Source organism: Caulobacter sp. FV1ye6ST (assembly GCF_058681225.1).
Genome location: NZ_CM178733.1, coordinates 5171584 through 5186826, shown reverse-complemented (window position 1 = coordinate 5186826; position 15243 = coordinate 5171584). Strand labels below are relative to the sequence as shown.

The window sequence follows — 15243 nt, the reverse complement described above, 5'->3', positions numbered from 1 at the left end:
GTGGCCGGTTCGTTTCTCAAGGCAAATACGCGTCATGAAGATCACGCCGCTGGCGATCCCCGAAGTGCTGCTTATCACGCCCGCGCGCCATGGCGATGAGCGAGGCTGGTTTTCCGAGACGTTCCGTCAGTCGGCGCTGGAGGAGGTCGGCTTCTCGGCCGCGTTCGTCCAGGACAACCATGTCCGCTCGACCACGCGCGGAATCCAGCGCGGGCTGCACTACCAGAAGCCGCCGCACGCCCAGGACAAGCTGCTGCGCTGCGTGGTCGGGTCGATCTTCGACGTCGCGGTCGACATTCGCCGAGGCTCTCCGACCTACGGCCAGTGGGTCGGGGCGGAACTGTCGGCCGTGAACCGCCAGCAACTGCTGGTGCCAAAGGGCTTCGCCCATGGCTACGTCACCCTGACCGACGCCTGCGAGGTGCTCTACAAGGTGACCGGCTACTATGCCCCGGCCGCCGAGGGCGCGGTGCGCTGGAGCGACCCGGCCATCGGCATCGATTGGCCGGCGCCGGTTACGGAGATCACCGCCAACGACCGCGACAACGCCGCGCCGCTGCTAGCCGAGATCGATTCACCCTTCATCTACGAGGCCTGACATGAGCTTCACCGACTTCTTCTGGACCTCGCACGAAGGCCTGCCGCTGCATGCCCGCGACTACGCGCCCGTCGGTGAAGCCACGAAACTGCCGGTGATCTGCATCCACGGCCTGACCCGCAACGCCCGCGACTTCGAGGAACTGGCCCCGAGGATCGCCGCCACGGGCCGCCGGGTTCTGGCGGTCGACGTGCGCGGCCGGGGCCTGTCGGCGCACGATCCGAACCCGATGAACTACCATCCGGGGACCTACGCCGCCGACATCCTGTCGCTGCTGGCGGCGGCCGGGATCGAGAAGGCGGTGTTCGTCGGCACCAGTATGGGCGGGCTGATCACCATGGTGCTGACCTCGCTGAAGCCCGAGGCCATCGCCGCCGCCGTGCTGAACGATGTCGGCCCCGAGCTGTCGCCTGTCGGCCTGGCCCGCATCGCCGGCTACACCGGCATGGCCAGCCGGTTCGAGACCTGGGGCGACGCCGTCGCCTACGCCAAGGCGATCAATGAAGCCGCTTTCCCCGGCTACGCCGCCAAGGACTGGGATGTCTTCGCCCGCCGTCTGTTCGATGAAAAGGACGGCGGCTACGTCCTGGCCTACGACCCGGACATTTCCGCGCCGATCAAAGCGGCCGCAGCGGCCGCAGCGAAGTCCCAGGCCGAAGGTGGCGCGGCCCTGACCCCGCCGGACATGTACCCGCTGTTCCGCGCCCTGGCGAAGGATCGCCCGCTGCTGCTGGTGCGCGGCGGGATCTCCGACCTGATCGACCCCGCCATCGCCGAGCGCATGTGCGCCGCCGCGCCGGCCATGGCCTATGCCGAGGTTCCCGGCGTCGGCCACGCGCCGATGCTGACTGAACCAGAAGCCTGGGCGGGAATAGAAAACCTGCTGAGCGAAGCGCCCTGAGGGAAGCCCCCAAGGGGTGTTTTGGCGGCTTGGCCGTGTTAGACGCCCGCCACGGCCCGTTCCTCGCCGCGATAGAGTGCTGAACCGATGACCCTCGACCTCGCCGCCATCCAAGCCGCCGCCGGCCGCCTGAAGGGTCAGATCGAGCGCACGCCGTGCCGCCACTCCAAGACCCTGTCAAAGATCACCGGCGCCGAGGTCTGGGTGAAATTCGAGAACCTGCAGTTCACCGCCGCCTACAAGGAGCGCGGCGCGCTGAACAAGCTGATGCTGCTGTCGGACGCCGAGAAGAAGCAGGGCGTCATCGCCGCCAGCGCCGGCAACCACGCCCAGGGTCTGGCCTATCACGGCGCCCGTCTCGGCGTGCCGGTCACAATCGTCATGCCGCGCACCACGCCGTTCGTGAAGGTGCAGCACACCCGTGACTTCGGCGCGACGGTGGTCATCGAGGGCGAAACCTATGACGACGCCAACGCCCACGCCCGCAAGCTGCGTGACGAGCAGGGCCTGACCTTCGTCCACCCGTTCGACGACTACGACATCATGGCCGGCCAGGGTACGATCGCCCTGGAAATGCTCGAAGACGCGCCGGACCTGGAAGTGCTGCCGGTGCCGATCGGCGGCGGCGGCCTGATCAGCGGCGTGGCCACCGCGGCCAAGGCGCTGAAGTCCGATATCCACATCATTGGCTGCGAGCCGGCCATGTACCCGTCCTTCACCGCCAAGATGCGCGGCATCACCGCCCATTGCGGCGGCCAGACCATCGCCGAGGGCGTGGCGGTCAAGACGGTCGGCGATCTGACCTATGGCGTCGCCCGCCCGCTGATCGACGACGTGCTGCTGCTGGAAGAGCCCTATATCGAGCAGGCCGTGGCGCTGTACTGCAATGTCGAGAAGACCATCGCTGAAGGGGCTGGGGCGGCCTCGCTGGCGGCCCTGCTGGCCTATCCGGAGCGCTTCCGGGGCAAGAAGTGCGGCCTGATCCTGTGCGGCGGCAATATCGACACCCGCCTGCTGGCCTCGGTCCTGACCCGCGAACTTGTCCGCGCCCAGCGCCTGATCAGCCTGCGGATCATCGGCGACGACCGTCCCGGACTGCTGTCGACCGTGGCCAGCGTGATCGGCGCGATGGGCGCCAATATCATCGAGGTCAACCACAACCGGTTGGCCCTGGACGTGCCGGCCAAGGGCGCGGAGTTCGACATCACCATCGAAACCCGCGACGCCCAGCACACCCAGGACGTCATGAACGCCCTGCGCGAGAGCGGTTACCCGCCGCGGGTGGTCTAAGGCCGCCTATTCCTTAGGCTTGCCCGGACCCAGCCGGTTCACGTCCAGCAGCTCGATCTTGAAGATCATCACGCTGTTGCCCGGGATCGGCCCCTTGTCCTGCGCGCCGTAGCCCAGGGCCGGCGGCACGTAGAGGATCCATTCGTCGCCCGCCTTCATGCGCTGCAGGGCGATGACCCAGGCCGGCACCAGGCCGTCCAGCGGGAACACCGCCGGCACGCCGCGCTCGTAGCTGGAATCGAACACCGTGCCGTCCAGCAACTTGCCCTCATAGTGGACCTTGACCTCGTCGGCCTGGGTCGGGTGCAGGCCGCCTTGCGGACCTTCACGCACCACCTTGTATTGCAGGCCCTGCGGCAGGGTGACGACGCCCGGCTCCTTGGCGTTCTTGGCCATGAAGGCGTCGGCGATGGAGAGGTTTTCCCGCGCCTTCTTGCTGGGCCCGCAGGCGGCCAGAGCCAGACCGGCGGCGGCGAGGGTGACGAGAAGAGCACGGCGATGCATGGGAGACCTCAAACGTTCAGGCCGTCCAGCTAGCACGGACCGCCCGGGATTCCATCTCCGCGCAAGCATTGGCGCGGGCGGGCGTTGATTTCACGGAACAGTGGTGGCTTTCGCTGGCGAGCCCTCTTAGAACGGCCTCCCGAACATCAGACGAGCCGCTCATGAAACCCGTTCGTAAAGCCGTCCTTCCCGTCGCTGGCTTTGGCACCCGCGTGCTGCCAGGCACGAAGACCACCCCGAAGGAACTGCTGAACGTCGTCGACCGGCCCATCCTGTCCTACATCGTCGCCGAAGGCCGCGCGGCGGGGATCGAGCACTTCGTCTTCGTCACCGGCCGCAACAAGGGCGCGATCGAGGACTATTTCGACCACCAGGTCGAACTGGAAGCCGCCCTGGCCGCCAAGGGAAAGACCGACCTGCTCAACGAACTGCTGGGCGAGCTGCCCAGGCCCGGCGAGATGAGCTTCGTCCGCCAGATGGCCCCGCTTGGCCTGGGCCATGCGGTGTGGTGCGCCCGCGACATCATCGGCGACGAGCCCTTCGCGGTCATGCTGCCCGACATGGTCATGCACGCCCAGACCTCGGCCCTGGCCCAGGCCATCGAGGCCTATGACCAGGTCGGCGGCAATATCGTCGTGGTCGAGCCCTGCCCCGAGGGCCAGGCCCACCAGTACGGCATCGTCGCGCTGGACGGCCAGGACGGCCGCCTGAACCGCATGACCGGCATGGTCGAGAAGCCGCCGAAGGGCACGGAACCATCGAACCTGTTCATCAGCGGCCGCTACATCCTGCAGCCCGAGATCTTCGATCTGCTGGCCAGCCAGGAGAAGGGCGCCGGTAACGAGATCCAGCTGACCGACTCGATGCTGAAGCTGCTGACCAGCCAGGACTTCCACGCTCTGGAATATGACGGCGTCACCTATGACTGCGGCGACAAGATCGGCCTGCTGCGGGCCAATGTCGCCCTGGCCCTGGCCAATCCGGAACTGGGCGCCGCCGCCCGCGCCGCCATCGAAGATCTGCTGAAGTAGGCCTTCAGGCCCACTCGGCCAGAACCTCGGCATCGTCCTCGGCGCGCTTGAGCGCCGAGGCGTCGCCGAGCAGTCGCCGCGCGGCCCATACGGCCGCGCCGCGCACCACCGGCGTGGGATCGGCCAGCAGCGGCTCGACCACCGCCATCAGGCCCACATCGCCGCTGTTGCCGATCGCGTAGAGCACGTTGCGCACGAAGCGATCGCGGCCGATCCGCTTGATCGGGTTCTTCGAGAACAGCGCCCTGAACGCGGCGTCGTCCAGCACCGCCAGTTCGGCCAGGGTCGGCTGGCGCAGCTCCTCGCGCGCCTGAAGCTTGGCCTCGCTCGACAGCGACGCGAACTTGTTCCACGGGCAGACCGCCAGGCAGTCGTCGCAGCCATAGATCCGGTTGCCCATCGCCGGCCGGAACTCCGCCGGAATCGGACCGGCCAATTCGATCGTCAGGTACGAGATGCAGCGCCGCGCATCCAGCTGGCGGGGCGCGGGAAAGGCCTTGGTCGGGCAGATGTCGAGGCAGGCGTTGCACCGGCCGCAGTGATCGACCTCGGCTTCGTCCGGCGGCAGATCGAGCGTGGTCAGCACGCTACCCAGGAACAGCCACGAGCCAAATTGGCGCGAAACGAGATTGGTGTGCTTGCCCTGCCAGCCTAGCCCCGCCCGCTGCGCCAGCGGCTTTTCCATCAAGGGGGCGGTGTCGACGAAGACCTTCACGTCGCTTCCGAACCGGCGATGCATCCAGCCGGCCAGCAGCTTCAGCCGCTTCTTGATGACATCGTGATAGTCGTCGCCCTGGGCGTAGACCGAGATGGCGGCGTGGTCAGCGCGCGCCAGCCGCTCCAACGGATCGATGTCCGGCCCGTAGTTGACGCCCAGCACCACCGCCGATCTGGCCTCGGTCCACATGGCGGTGGGGTGCGAACGCCGCTCCAGCGTCTCTTCCATCCAGCCCATGTCGCCGTGGCGCTTGGCCTCGACAAAGGCCTTCAGCCATTCGCCGTTCGGCCAGGCCGCCGAAGCGTCGGCGAAGCCGCAGGTCGAGAAGCCGAGCGTCAGGGCCTCGGCGCGGATCTCGTCCTTGATCGCTTGCGGCGAGAGTTCAGAAGTCGAGGTCGTCATAGTGCGCGGCCGGCGCGAGGCCGGGCCAGCGGTCGGCCAGGATCGGACGGAAGGCCGGCCTCGACTTCAGCTTCATGTACCAGGTCTTGGCCGTGGAGAAGTCCTTCCAGGGCACGTCGCCGAAATAGTCGATGACCGACAGGTGGGCGGCGGCCGCGAAGTCGGCCAGGCTCATGCGGCGACCCGCCAGCCAGTCGCGGGTCTGCAACAGGCCGTCGATATAGCCCAGGTGCGCGCGCAGCGCCTCGCGCCCCTGCCGCAGGGCGGCCAGATCGGGCGCGCCCATGCGCAGCAGCCGCTTCTCCATCTTCTCGTGAAGCAGGAAGCCGTTGACCTCGTTGTCGAACTTGCGATCGAACCATTGCAGCAGACGACGGGCCTCGGCGCGCTCGCTGGGATCACGGCCCAGCAGCGGCGGCTCGGTCTCGGTCTCCTCGATATGCTCGAGGATGGCGCGGGTTTCGCAGACCACGAGGTTCCGCTGGTGGCGGGTCTCGACCAGCACCGGCGGCATGCCCGACGGGTTCAGCGAGGTGAACTCCGGCGGCATCTCCCAGTAGCGGACCTGGATCTCGACGAACGGCAGCCGCTTCTCGCCCAGCGCCAGGCGCACCTGTCGCGAGGCGGGGTCGAGGGGGAAATGGTGTAGGGTGCGTTCGACGCTCATGCCCAGTTACGCTCAGGCTGCATCGAAAGAGCGATGCGCCGCTTTGCTTAACAAGAGATTGCTGAACGGGGTTTACTCAAGAAAAGCAGGCCTTTGTGCGGCGCTTTTGCTGGGCGACAGCACGGTTAGCTGTTCATTCGAGCAATCAGGTTCGTCGTGCTCTGGCCCTGTTTGAGCTCCGCCAGGACAACCTTGCCGCCGTAGCCGAGCACCACGTCCGAGCCAACCACCGTCTCGACCGTGTAGTCGGCGCCCTTGACCAGCACGTCGGGGCGGAAGGCCTCGATCAGCGCCAGCGGCGTCTCCTCGCCGAACAGCACCACCAGGTCGACCGACGACAGCGACGCCAGCACCGTGGCGCGGCCCTGCTCCTTCTGCACCGGCCGGCTCGGGCCCTTCAGCTTGGAGACCGAGGCGTCGGTATTGAGGCCGACGATCAACCGGTCGCAGGCGGCCTTGGCCTGGCTGAGCAGCGAGACGTGGCCGGGATGCAGCAAATCAAAGCAGCCGTTGGTGAAGCCGACCTTCAGGCCGCGCGCCCGCCAGCCCTCGACGATCCGCCGAGCGTGGTCGCGGTCGGCGATCTTGATCTCGCCAGGCTCGCCCTGGGCGGAACCAGCGACGGCGGTCAGCTCGGCGGCGGTGACGACGTCTGTGCCGAGCTTGGCCACGACCAAGCCGCCGGCCAGGTTGGCCAGGCGGGCGGCGTCGGCCAGGCTCGCGCCCGCCGCCACGGCCAGGGCCAGGGTCGCGGCCACGGTGTCGCCGGCGCCGGACACGTCGAACACCTCGACCGCCGTGGCCGGCAGGTGCAGATGAGGCTGGCCGCGCACCGACAGGGTCATGCCCGCGCCGCCGCGCGTGATCAGCGCCGCCTCCAGGGCCGGCGCCATGGCCAGGATCGCCGCGCCGGCGTCTTCCGAGGCCTCGTCCGAATTATCGACGATGCCGGTGGCCTCGGCCGCCTCCTTGCGGTTGGGCTTGATCAGGGTCGCGCCGTCATAGCGGGCGAAGTCGCGGCTCTTGGGATCGACGATCACCGGCTTGCCGGCCGCGCGGGCGGCGTCGATCGCCCCACGCACCACCTCGGCGGTCAGCACGCCCTTGGCGTAGTCCGACAGCACCACGACATCGGCGGCGGCCAGGCGGGCCTTGAAAGCGGACAAGAGAGCCGCGTTGTCGCCAGGACCACGATCCTCCCGGTCGACGCGCAGCATCTGATGCGAACCGGAGATGTAGCGGACCTTCTCGGTCGTGCGCCGCTGGCTGTCGGTGACCAGCGCCGCCTCCAGGCCGATCTCGGCGTCGATCATGCCGCGTAGGGCCGCGCCCGCGTCGTCCTGGCCGACGAGGCCGATCAGCACCGCCTTGGCGCCCAGCGCGGCGACGTTGCGCGCGACATTGCCCGCGCCGCCCAGCATGGCGGCTTCCTTCTCGACCGCGATCACCGGCACCGGCGCCTCGGGCGAGATGCGGTCGACCGCGCCGTAGATGAAGCGGTCCAGCATCACGTCGCCGAGAACCAGCACGGTCTTGCCGGCGAAGGCGTGGGGGAGATGGGCGAGCGTGTCGTTCATACGGCGATCCGTACTCTCACCGGCTCGGGGAACTCAACCCTCGACCGTTTCGGCGAACAGACCGCCGTGCCGCTCGGCCAATCCCCTAGGGTCGGGGTGAATGATGATATCGGCCGATGGGAACGCCTCGAGCAGCCTGTTTTCGGCGGCGACCATGATCGTATGCGCCTCGGCCAACGAGATGTCGGCGGCCAGATCGGCGTGCATCTGCATATGGACGTACGGGCCGGAAGCACGAGTGCGTAGCTGGTGGACGCCCAGCATGCGCGGATCCGCGGTGGCCAGGAGAACGATCCGCTCGCGTTCCGTCTCGGGCAGCTCCTTGTCCATCAACTGGGCCGAAGCCTCGCGGAAGACGCCGATCGCGCCCCAGATCAACCAAAGCGCCACCACCAGGCCCGCGGCCGAGTCGATCCAGGCCATGTTCAGCCAGGCCGCGGCGCCGACGCCGACCAATGCCACGGCGTTGGAGGCGAGGTCGGCGGCGTAGTGGGCCCGGTCTCCGGAAATCGCGATCGAGCCGCTGGCCTTCACCACGCGTGTCTGGGCCGTGATCAGGGCCAGGGTCAGGCCGATCGAGACGATCATCACCACCACGCCGGCCAGGCCGTGCTGGACTGGATGTGGATGCAGCAGGGCGTCGATCGCCTCTCGCCCGATCAGGGCGCCGGAGGCGAAAACCAGACCGCCCTGCATCAGGCTTGAAAACGCTTCCGCCTTGCCATGGCCGAAGCGGTGCTCGGCGTCCGGCGGCTCGGCCGCGTAGCGCACCGCATAGACCGTGATCAGCGAGGCGACGAGGTCGAGCGCCGAGTCCGACAGCGAGGCCAGGATCGCCACCGAGCCGCTCATATGCCAGGCGATCGCCTTGACCACGATCAGGACCGCCGCGACCGCGACCGACAGGAGGGCCACGCGCCGAGTGGCGGCGCGCGTTTCGGGCGAAGTGGAGGAGAGGCTCATGGCCACAGCTTAGCAAGGCGGTCTCGCCTGCCCCAGCGCGAACGACTCGCGAGCGCGCGACGCCCTAAGCCGCCGCCCGCACCTCAGGTCCGACATAGATCGACTGCGGCCGGATCAGCCGTCCGCCCGCCAGCTGTTCACGAGCGTGAGCCAGCCAGCCGGAGACGCGTCCCATGGCGAAGACACAGGTGAAGCTGGACGGCGGCAGGCCCAGGGCCTCCAGCAACAGCGCCGTGTAGAACTCGACATTGGTGTCCAGCGGCCGGTCGGGCTTGTGTTCACGCAGGATCGCCAGCGCGGCCTGTTCGACGGCCTCGGCGAAGGCGACACGGCCAGGCAGGCTCGGCGAGGCCGCCGACAGCTTCCGCACGGCCGTCTTCAGGGCGTCGGCACGGGGGTCGCGGACACGATAGATGCGGTGGCCGAATCCCATCAGCCGGTCGCCGCGCGCCAGGGCCTTCTCCAGCCAGGGTCGAGCATTCTCGGGCGTGCCGATCTCGTCCAGCATCTCGATCACCGGTCCCGGCGCACCGCCGTGCAGCGGGCCCTTCAGGGCCGACAGCCCGGCCAGCACCGCGGAGGTCAGGCCGGCGCGGGTCGAGGCCACCACCCGCGCGGCGAAGGTCGACGCGTTGAGGCCGTGGTCGCAGACCGTGACCAGATAGGCGTCCAGGGCCGCGGCCTCGGCGTCGGTGGCGGGCGTCCCGCGCGTCATGCGCAGGATGTCGGCGGCGTGCGACAGGGCCGGATCCGGCGCGACCGGGCTTTCACCCTTGGCGACGCGCAGCACGGCGGGGGTGAAGACCGCCGGGGCGGCGATCAGCAGAAGGGCGGTCGGCAGGTCGTCGCCGTCGGGCAGGCGGGCCAACAGGGCGCGCATGGCCTCGACCGGATCGCGGCGAGCCAAGCCCTCGTCCAGAGCCGCGACCTCGGCGAAGGCGCGGACCCGGGCCTCGCCCAGGGCGGGCGCCAGATCACTGGGCGCATCTTCGAAGAAGCCGTCGAACAGCAGGTGGGCGGCCTCTTCGTAGCGGGTGCGACCCGACAGATCCTCGACGGCATAGCCCCGGATCACCAGGCGACCCTTGGCCCCGTCGACATCGGACAGAACGGTGCGGGCGGCGATGACGCCCTCAAGACCATCGGACATATGCGATCTCCTCTTTCGATACGAAAAGACGGCGACGGCACTTGATCGTCAATCTTGATCAATATAATCAATATATATGGCGGATTGGCTCGACGCGGATCAGGTTCTGGAGCGGCTGGGGATCCGGCCGCAGACGCTCTACGCCTATGTCAGTCGGGGCCGGATCGAGGCCGCCGCCCATCCGCACGATCCCCGCCGCAGCCTCTATCGCGCCTCGGATGTCGCCGCCCTGGCCCAGAAGAAGGCGCGCGGTCGCCGCGCCGCCGACGTCGCCGCCGAGGCCATCGCCTGGGGCGAGCCGGTGCTGCCCTCGGCGATCACCACCGTGGCCGGCGGCCGGCTCTGGTATCGTGGACAGGACGCCGCCCTTTTGGCCGCGCAAGGCCTGACACTCGAAAACGTCGGCCGGCTGCTGCGCGGCGGTCACGGCGCGGCCCTGAAATCCTCCCGCCGGCCCGAGCCGCCCTTCGCCGACAGCGCCCGGGGCAGGATGTTCCTGACCCTGGCCGCCCGCGCCGGTCACGAACCGCCCGCTCGCGGTCGAGCGCCACTCGCGCTCGCCATGGAAGCCGCCGACCTTCTGGAAGCCGTGGTCGACGCCGCGACCGGTCTGACTGGTGAAGGTCCCGCCCATGCCCGCTTCGCCGCCGCCTGGGGACTGGACGCCACCGGCGCCGATCTCGTCCGCCGAACCCTGGTGCTGCTGGCCGATCACGAACTGAACGCCTCGACCTTCGCCGCGCGGGTGGCGGCCTCGACCGGCGCCTCGCTGTCGGCGGCCTGCCTGGCGGGACTTTCGGCGCTTTCGGGACCGCTGCACGGCGGCATGGCCGCGCGAGTCGAGGCCTTTGTCGAGGAGGCCGAGCGGCGGGACGCGACGCATGCCGTCTCGGCCAGGCTGGCGCGCGGCGCATCCATGCCTGGCTTCGACCATCCGCTCTATCCCGACGGCGATCCTCGCGCGGCTGCGCTGCTGGCCGCCTTCGAGCCCCCGCCGCTTCTGGCCGACCTGCGCGAGGCGACCGAAACCGCGACAGGTCTCAGGCCAAATATCGACTTCGCCCTCGTGACCCTGGCTCGGATCCTCAAGCTGCCGCCGGACGCACCGTTCATCCTGTTCGCGACCGCCCGCGGCGCCGGCTGGGCGGCGCATGCGATCGAGCAACTGCAGACCGGACGGCTGATCAGACCAAGGGCGCGCTATGTCGGCGTGGCGCCGGAGGGCTATTCGCCCTCTTCCTCGTCGTAGCCGACAAGTCGCAGGGCTCGGGCGGACAAGCCTTCCAGCTCGCACCAGCGCTCCAGCGCTTCCTCGCGCCCGTGGGTGATCCAGACCTCGCCGGGCCGAAGCTCGCTTAAGGTCGCCGTCAGCTCGTCCCAGTCGGCGTGGTCGGACAGGATCAGCGGCAGTTCCACGCCCCGCTGGCGCGCCCGGGCCCGCACCCTCATCCAGCCCGAGGCGAAGCAGTCGACAGGATCCGGAAAACGCCGCGACCAGCGGTCGGCCACGGCGCTGGGCGGGGCGATGATGATCTGGCCAGCGAAGGCGTCCTTCGCACCAGAGCTGGTGGCGGGCGCAAGCGGACCGAGCTCGACGCCTTGCGCCTCGTACAGGGCGTTCAGCCGCTCCAGCGCCCCATGGACGAAGATCGTTTTGTCCCACCCCGCCTCGCGCAGCAGCTTGATCACCCGCTGGGCCTTGCCCAGGGCGTAGGCCCCGACGATGTGGCAGCGCTCGGGAAACTGCTCGACCGAGGCCAGGAGGCTCCTGATCTCGCCGGCGTCGTCGGGGTGGCGAAACACCGGCAGGCCGAAGGTCGCCTCGGTGATGAACACGTCGCACGGCACGGGCTCGAAGCGGGCGCAGGTCGGGTCGCGGCGGCGTTTGTAATCGCCGGACACCACCATGGTCAGGCCCTTCCAGCGCACCATCGCCTGGGCCGAACCCAGCACGTGGCCGGCCGGGACCAGGGTCACCTCGACGCCGTTGTGGGTGATGGTTTCACCGTACGGAACCGCCTGGCGACGCCCGGTGAAATCCTCGCCGTAGCGGGTGGCCATGATCGCCAGAGTCTCGGGCGTGGCGGCCACCGTACCGTGCCCGGCGCGCGCGTGGTCGGCGTGGCCATGGGTGATCACGGCCCGGTCCACGGGGCGGACGGGGTCGATATAGAAGTCTCCCGGCGGGCAGTAGAGGCCGTCCGGCCGGGGACAGAGAAGGTCTTCGGGCTTGATCACGTCTGGATATGACAACGTGGGAAGCGCTAATCCTATCCGCATGAGCGATCACGAGCAGACAAAACTCATCGCCGCGGCGATGAACGAGGGCAGCCCGCAAGCCAAGGCGCTGGGCTTCACCACCCTGGAGATCGGCGACTCTGTCGCCATACTGAAGGTCCCCTATCGTCCCGAGATCGTCGGCGATCCAGAAACGGGAGTCATCGCCGGCGGGGTGGTCACCACCCTGCTGGACCACGCCAGCGGCCAGGCGGTGCACGCGGCCATGGAGACCTTCACCTCGATCGCCACGCTGGATCTTCGGATCGACTACATGCGCGCCGCCGAGCCGGGCCTGGACGTCATGGCCCGCGCCCACTGCTACAAGCTGACCCGTTCGGTCGCCTTCGTTCGCGCAGTGGCCTACGACCGCGATCCCGAGGATCCCGTGGCCACCGGCCAGGCGACCTTCATGCTGGACAGCAGCGCCGGCAAGAAGCCCGGCGCCAACTTAAAACCGCCGCGCGAGACGCGGGCCAAGACCGGGAGCGCCGGCCAATGAGCGATGTCGACACGCGTCTGGTCTCGATGCTGGATTCCATTCCCTATGCCCGCTTCCTGGGGATCAAGGCCGAGCTGGCCGGCGACGAGATGACCGCCATCCTGCCGTTCGCCCAACACATCGTCGGCAACCCGATGCTGCCGGCCATCCACGGCGGGGTGCTGGGCGCCTTCATGGAGATGACGGCCCTGGCCCAGCTGTCGGTGGCCGCGCCGATGAAGCGCCAACCGCGCACGATCGATGTCTCGATCGAATATCTGCGCTCGGGTCGCCCGCTGACCACCTATGCCCGCGCCAGCATCAAGAAGCTGGGACGCCGCATCGCCAACGTCCATGTCGAGGCCTGGCAGGAGACCCGGTCCGCGCCCATCGCGACGATGCGGGGACTCTTCCTGGTCGCGCCCAGCGATGATTAATCGTCAGGAGCCGGAACGATGGTCTCAAAGGAAAATGTTTCCCAGGAAACTAAATTCTACGACCACATTAATCCTCTGTAATGCCGGTTAGGTGCGACAAAGTTTCTTAAATCGGCGTCATGAAGCATGAGTAACGTGCATTAACGAGGGTCCGCGCCTATATCCCTGATCACCGGACGCCAACGGGCGCCGGACAACAGAAAAACAGGGATCAAGACCATGACCATGAAGACCAACGCCGTCGCCGGCTTCGCCTCGCTCGTTCTCGCGGTTCTGCCGCTCGTCATCATCGCCGGTTCGCTCGTCACGAGCTTCTAAGTGATCGCCGCGTAGCCTCCGTCGGGCCGCCCGCAAGGGCCGCCTCGACGGAGATGGCGACAGAACGAACGACTAAGAGCCTGAAGAATAAAGAGATTTCGCCGTCCGATGCAGGATGGCGTGGCGAGCCGCCAGACGATCGATATCCGCGTCGTAGCCGCCGCCGATGACCCCGACCACGGGGATCTCGAGAGAAAGACAAGCGCCCAGGACATAGGCCTCTCGTCGCCCCAGACCCTCGTCGGTCAGCGACAGGCGGCCCAGCTTGTCGTCCGCGTGCGGATCGACTCCCGCATTGAAGAAGACGATGTCCGGCCGGACGCTGCCCAGCAGCGCCGGCAGGATCTCCCCCAGCTTTTCAAGATAGGCCGCGTCGCCGGTCCCATCGGCCAGCTCGACGTCGAGATCGCTCATGGCCTTGCGGTGCGGAAAGTTCTTCTCGGCATGCATCGACAGCGTGAAGACGCTGGGATCGTCCTCGAAGATCCGCGCCGTGCCATCGCCCTGGTGGACGTCGAGGTCGACGACCAGGGCCTTGCCGATCGCGCCTTCGGCCAGCAACCGCCGGGCGGCCACCGCCACGTCGTTGAAGACGCAGAACCCCGCGCCGCTTTCGGCCGAGGCGTGATGGCTGCCGCCCGCCGTATTGCAGGCGATACCCCGCGCCAGCGCCAGTCGCGCGGCCAGCAGAGTGCCGCCGGTCGCCGCCCTGGCCCGGGTCGCGACGCTGTCGGTATTGGGCATGCCGATCCGCCGGACCACGTCGACCGGCAGGGACAGCTCGATCACGCCCCGGACATAGTCTTCCGTATGGGCCAGCAGCAGGGTCTCGACGTCGACGAACTCGGGCTTCACGAAGCCGTCAAGACCCGGAACGCCCTCGGCCTCCAGCACGCTGGCCAGGCGCGAGAACTTGTCCATCGGGAAGCGATGCCCCGCTGGCATCTCGGCGCGGAAGGCGGGGTGATGGATCACGGGCGGGACTGGGCGCATCGCCTCACGATGGTGACCGCGACGGCCTGACGCAAGGTGATGTCTTGCAGTGCAGCAAAACGAGGCTTATCGCAGGGCGCCATGCAGACCACCGAGAACCTCGCCGACATCCTGGACCTCGAACCGATCGAGGTGAACCTGTTTCGCGGCGTCAGCCCGAACGACGGCTTCCCGCGCATCTTTGGCGGCCTGGTGATCGCCCAGGCCCTGCTGGCCGCCTACAAGACCGTGCCGGACCGGGTCTGCCACTCGCTGCACGCCTATTTCATCCGTCCTGGCGATGTGAACGCCCCGGTGCTCTACGAGGTCGAGCGGGCCCGCGACGGCGGCACCTTCACCACCCGCCGCGTCGCCGCCATCCAGCATGGCGAGCAGATCTTCAACCTGGCGGCCTCGTTCCAGACGCCGGAGGACGGTTTCGAGCACCAGTCGGACATGCCCGACGCGCCCGATCCCGAGAGCCTGCCCACCGAGGTCGAGTTCCTGAGGAGCCTCGGCGACCAGATCCATCCCAAGATGCTGGCCATGGTCGGCAAGCCGCGTCCAGTCGACATCCGCTGGGTCGACCAGCAGAACCCGGTCGCGCCGGTCAAGAAGTCCGGCACCAAGAACGTCTGGATGCGGGCCAAGGCCCCGCTGGGCGACGACGTGAAGATGCAGCAGGCCGCCCTGGCCTACGCCTCGGACATGGCGTTCATGGAAAGCGCCCTGCGCCCGCACGGCCTGATCTGGACGACGCCCGGCCTGCAGGCCGCCAGCCTGGACCACGCCATGTGGTTCCACCGCCCGTTCGACTTCAACGGCTGGACCCTGTTCGCCCAGGACAGCCCCAACGCTTCACAGGGGCGCGGCCTGGTGCGCGGTCAGATGTTCAGCCAGGACGGCAAGCTGCTGGCCTCGGTGGCCCAGGAATGCCTGATGCGGGTGCGGAAGTAA

The 15243-nt window shown here is 68.2% G+C and carries 17 protein-coding genes; 9 read left to right on the top strand and 8 right to left on the bottom strand.

Annotation, left to right across the window (positions count from 1 at the left end):
• Positions 1 to 34 precede the first annotated feature (34 nt).
• The 3 genes from rfbC (at position 35) to ACW175_RS24700 (ending at position 2789) form a co-directional block, all read left to right on the top strand.
• Positions 35 to 598, top strand: a complete 564-nt coding sequence (rfbC, locus tag ACW175_RS24710; RefSeq protein ID WP_492102539.1) for a dTDP-4-dehydrorhamnose 3,5-epimerase — start codon at positions 35 to 37, stop codon at positions 596 to 598.
• 1 nt (position 599) lies between these two features.
• Positions 600 to 1499: an alpha/beta fold hydrolase gene (locus tag ACW175_RS24705; RefSeq protein WP_492102538.1), complete on the top strand. Its 900-nt coding sequence runs from the start codon at positions 600 to 602 to the stop codon at positions 1497 to 1499.
• An 87-nt stretch (positions 1500 to 1586) separates the two neighbouring features.
• On the top strand, positions 1587 to 2789 hold the full coding sequence (locus ACW175_RS24700; RefSeq protein WP_492102537.1) for a threonine ammonia-lyase: 1203 nt from the start codon (positions 1587 to 1589) through the stop codon (positions 2787 to 2789).
• A gap of 6 nt (positions 2790 to 2795) precedes the next feature.
• On the opposite strand, the gene bamJ is transcribed toward ACW175_RS24700, so the two are convergent.
• Complete coding sequence (bamJ, locus tag ACW175_RS24695; protein WP_492102536.1) at positions 2796 to 3293, bottom strand: BamJ family beta-barrel-assembly machinery protein; 498 nt, start codon at positions 3291 to 3293, stop codon at positions 2796 to 2798.
• Between the two features lie 161 nt (positions 3294 to 3454).
• Between bamJ and ACW175_RS24690 the strand changes: the two genes are divergently transcribed.
• Positions 3455 to 4324 carry a UTP--glucose-1-phosphate uridylyltransferase gene (locus tag ACW175_RS24690; protein WP_492102535.1) on the top strand — a complete coding sequence of 290 codons (870 nt, stop codon included), beginning with the start codon at positions 3455 to 3457 and terminating at the stop codon, positions 4322 to 4324.
• Positions 4325 to 4328: 4 nt separating this feature from the next.
• Here ACW175_RS24690 and queG read toward each other — a convergent pair whose 3' ends face one another.
• The 5 genes from queG to ACW175_RS24665 form a co-directional block, all read right to left on the bottom strand.
• The gene (gene queG / locus ACW175_RS24685) at positions 4329 to 5444 is read right to left on the bottom strand and encodes a tRNA epoxyqueuosine(34) reductase QueG (protein WP_492102534.1); all 1116 of its coding nucleotides are present in this window, start codon (positions 5442 to 5444) and stop codon (positions 4329 to 4331) included.
• Complete coding sequence (gene fzlA / locus ACW175_RS24680) at positions 5425 to 6111, bottom strand: FtsZ-binding protein FzlA (RefSeq protein ID WP_492102533.1); 687 nt, start codon at positions 6109 to 6111, stop codon at positions 5425 to 5427. The genes queG and fzlA overlap by 20 nt, the downstream gene beginning before the upstream one ends.
• Positions 6112 to 6236: 125 nt before the next feature.
• A complete protein-coding gene (gene rfaE1, locus ACW175_RS24675) occupies positions 6237 to 7688 on the bottom strand; it encodes a D-glycero-beta-D-manno-heptose-7-phosphate kinase (protein ID WP_492102532.1) in 1452 nt (483 codons plus the stop codon).
• Between the two features lie 33 nt (positions 7689 to 7721).
• Positions 7722 to 8651, bottom strand: a complete 930-nt coding sequence (locus ACW175_RS24670) for a cation diffusion facilitator family transporter (protein WP_492102531.1) — start codon at positions 8649 to 8651, stop codon at positions 7722 to 7724.
• 64 nt (positions 8652 to 8715) lie between these two features.
• Positions 8716 to 9801, bottom strand: a complete 1086-nt coding sequence (locus tag ACW175_RS24665; RefSeq protein ID WP_492102530.1) for a citrate synthase/methylcitrate synthase — start codon at positions 9799 to 9801, stop codon at positions 8716 to 8718.
• Positions 9802 to 9877: 76 nt separating this feature from the next.
• Here ACW175_RS24665 and ACW175_RS24660 point away from each other — a divergent pair, with 76 nt between their 5' ends.
• A complete protein-coding gene (locus ACW175_RS24660) occupies positions 9878 to 11050 on the top strand; it encodes a citrate/2-methylcitrate synthase (protein ID WP_492102529.1) in 1173 nt (390 codons plus the stop codon).
• Here ACW175_RS24660 and ACW175_RS24655 read toward each other — a convergent pair.
• Positions 11026 to 12054 carry a ligase-associated DNA damage response exonuclease gene (locus ACW175_RS24655; RefSeq protein WP_492102528.1) on the bottom strand — a complete coding sequence of 343 codons (1029 nt, stop codon included), beginning with the start codon at positions 12052 to 12054 and terminating at the stop codon, positions 11026 to 11028. The two genes, ACW175_RS24660 and ACW175_RS24655, sit on opposite strands and share 25 nt — an antisense overlap.
• A 25-nt stretch (positions 12055 to 12079) precedes the next feature.
• Between ACW175_RS24655 and ACW175_RS24650 the strand changes: the two genes are divergently transcribed.
• The 3 genes from ACW175_RS24650 (at position 12080) to ACW175_RS24640 (ending at position 13314) form a co-directional block, all read left to right on the top strand.
• Positions 12080 to 12580: a PaaI family thioesterase gene (locus ACW175_RS24650; RefSeq protein ID WP_492102527.1), complete on the top strand. Its 501-nt coding sequence runs from the start codon at positions 12080 to 12082 to the stop codon at positions 12578 to 12580.
• On the top strand, positions 12577 to 12996 hold the full coding sequence (locus ACW175_RS24645; RefSeq protein WP_492102526.1) for a PaaI family thioesterase: 420 nt from the start codon (positions 12577 to 12579) through the stop codon (positions 12994 to 12996). Before ACW175_RS24650 ends, ACW175_RS24645 begins: the two co-directional genes overlap by 4 nt.
• 219 nt (positions 12997 to 13215) lie before the next feature.
• The gene (locus ACW175_RS24640) at positions 13216 to 13314 is read left to right on the top strand and encodes a hypothetical protein (RefSeq protein WP_492102525.1); all 99 of its coding nucleotides are present in this window, start codon (positions 13216 to 13218) and stop codon (positions 13312 to 13314) included.
• A 72-nt stretch (positions 13315 to 13386) separates the two neighbouring features.
• Here ACW175_RS24640 and ACW175_RS24635 read toward each other — a convergent pair whose 3' ends face one another.
• Positions 13387 to 14307: a histone deacetylase family protein gene (locus tag ACW175_RS24635; RefSeq protein ID WP_492102524.1), complete on the bottom strand. Its 921-nt coding sequence runs from the start codon at positions 14305 to 14307 to the stop codon at positions 13387 to 13389.
• Between the two features lie 81 nt (positions 14308 to 14388).
• Between ACW175_RS24635 and ACW175_RS24630 the strand changes: the two genes are divergently transcribed.
• Entirely contained in the window at positions 14389 to 15243 is an 855-nt protein-coding gene (locus ACW175_RS24630) for an acyl-CoA thioesterase (RefSeq protein WP_492102523.1), read from the top strand.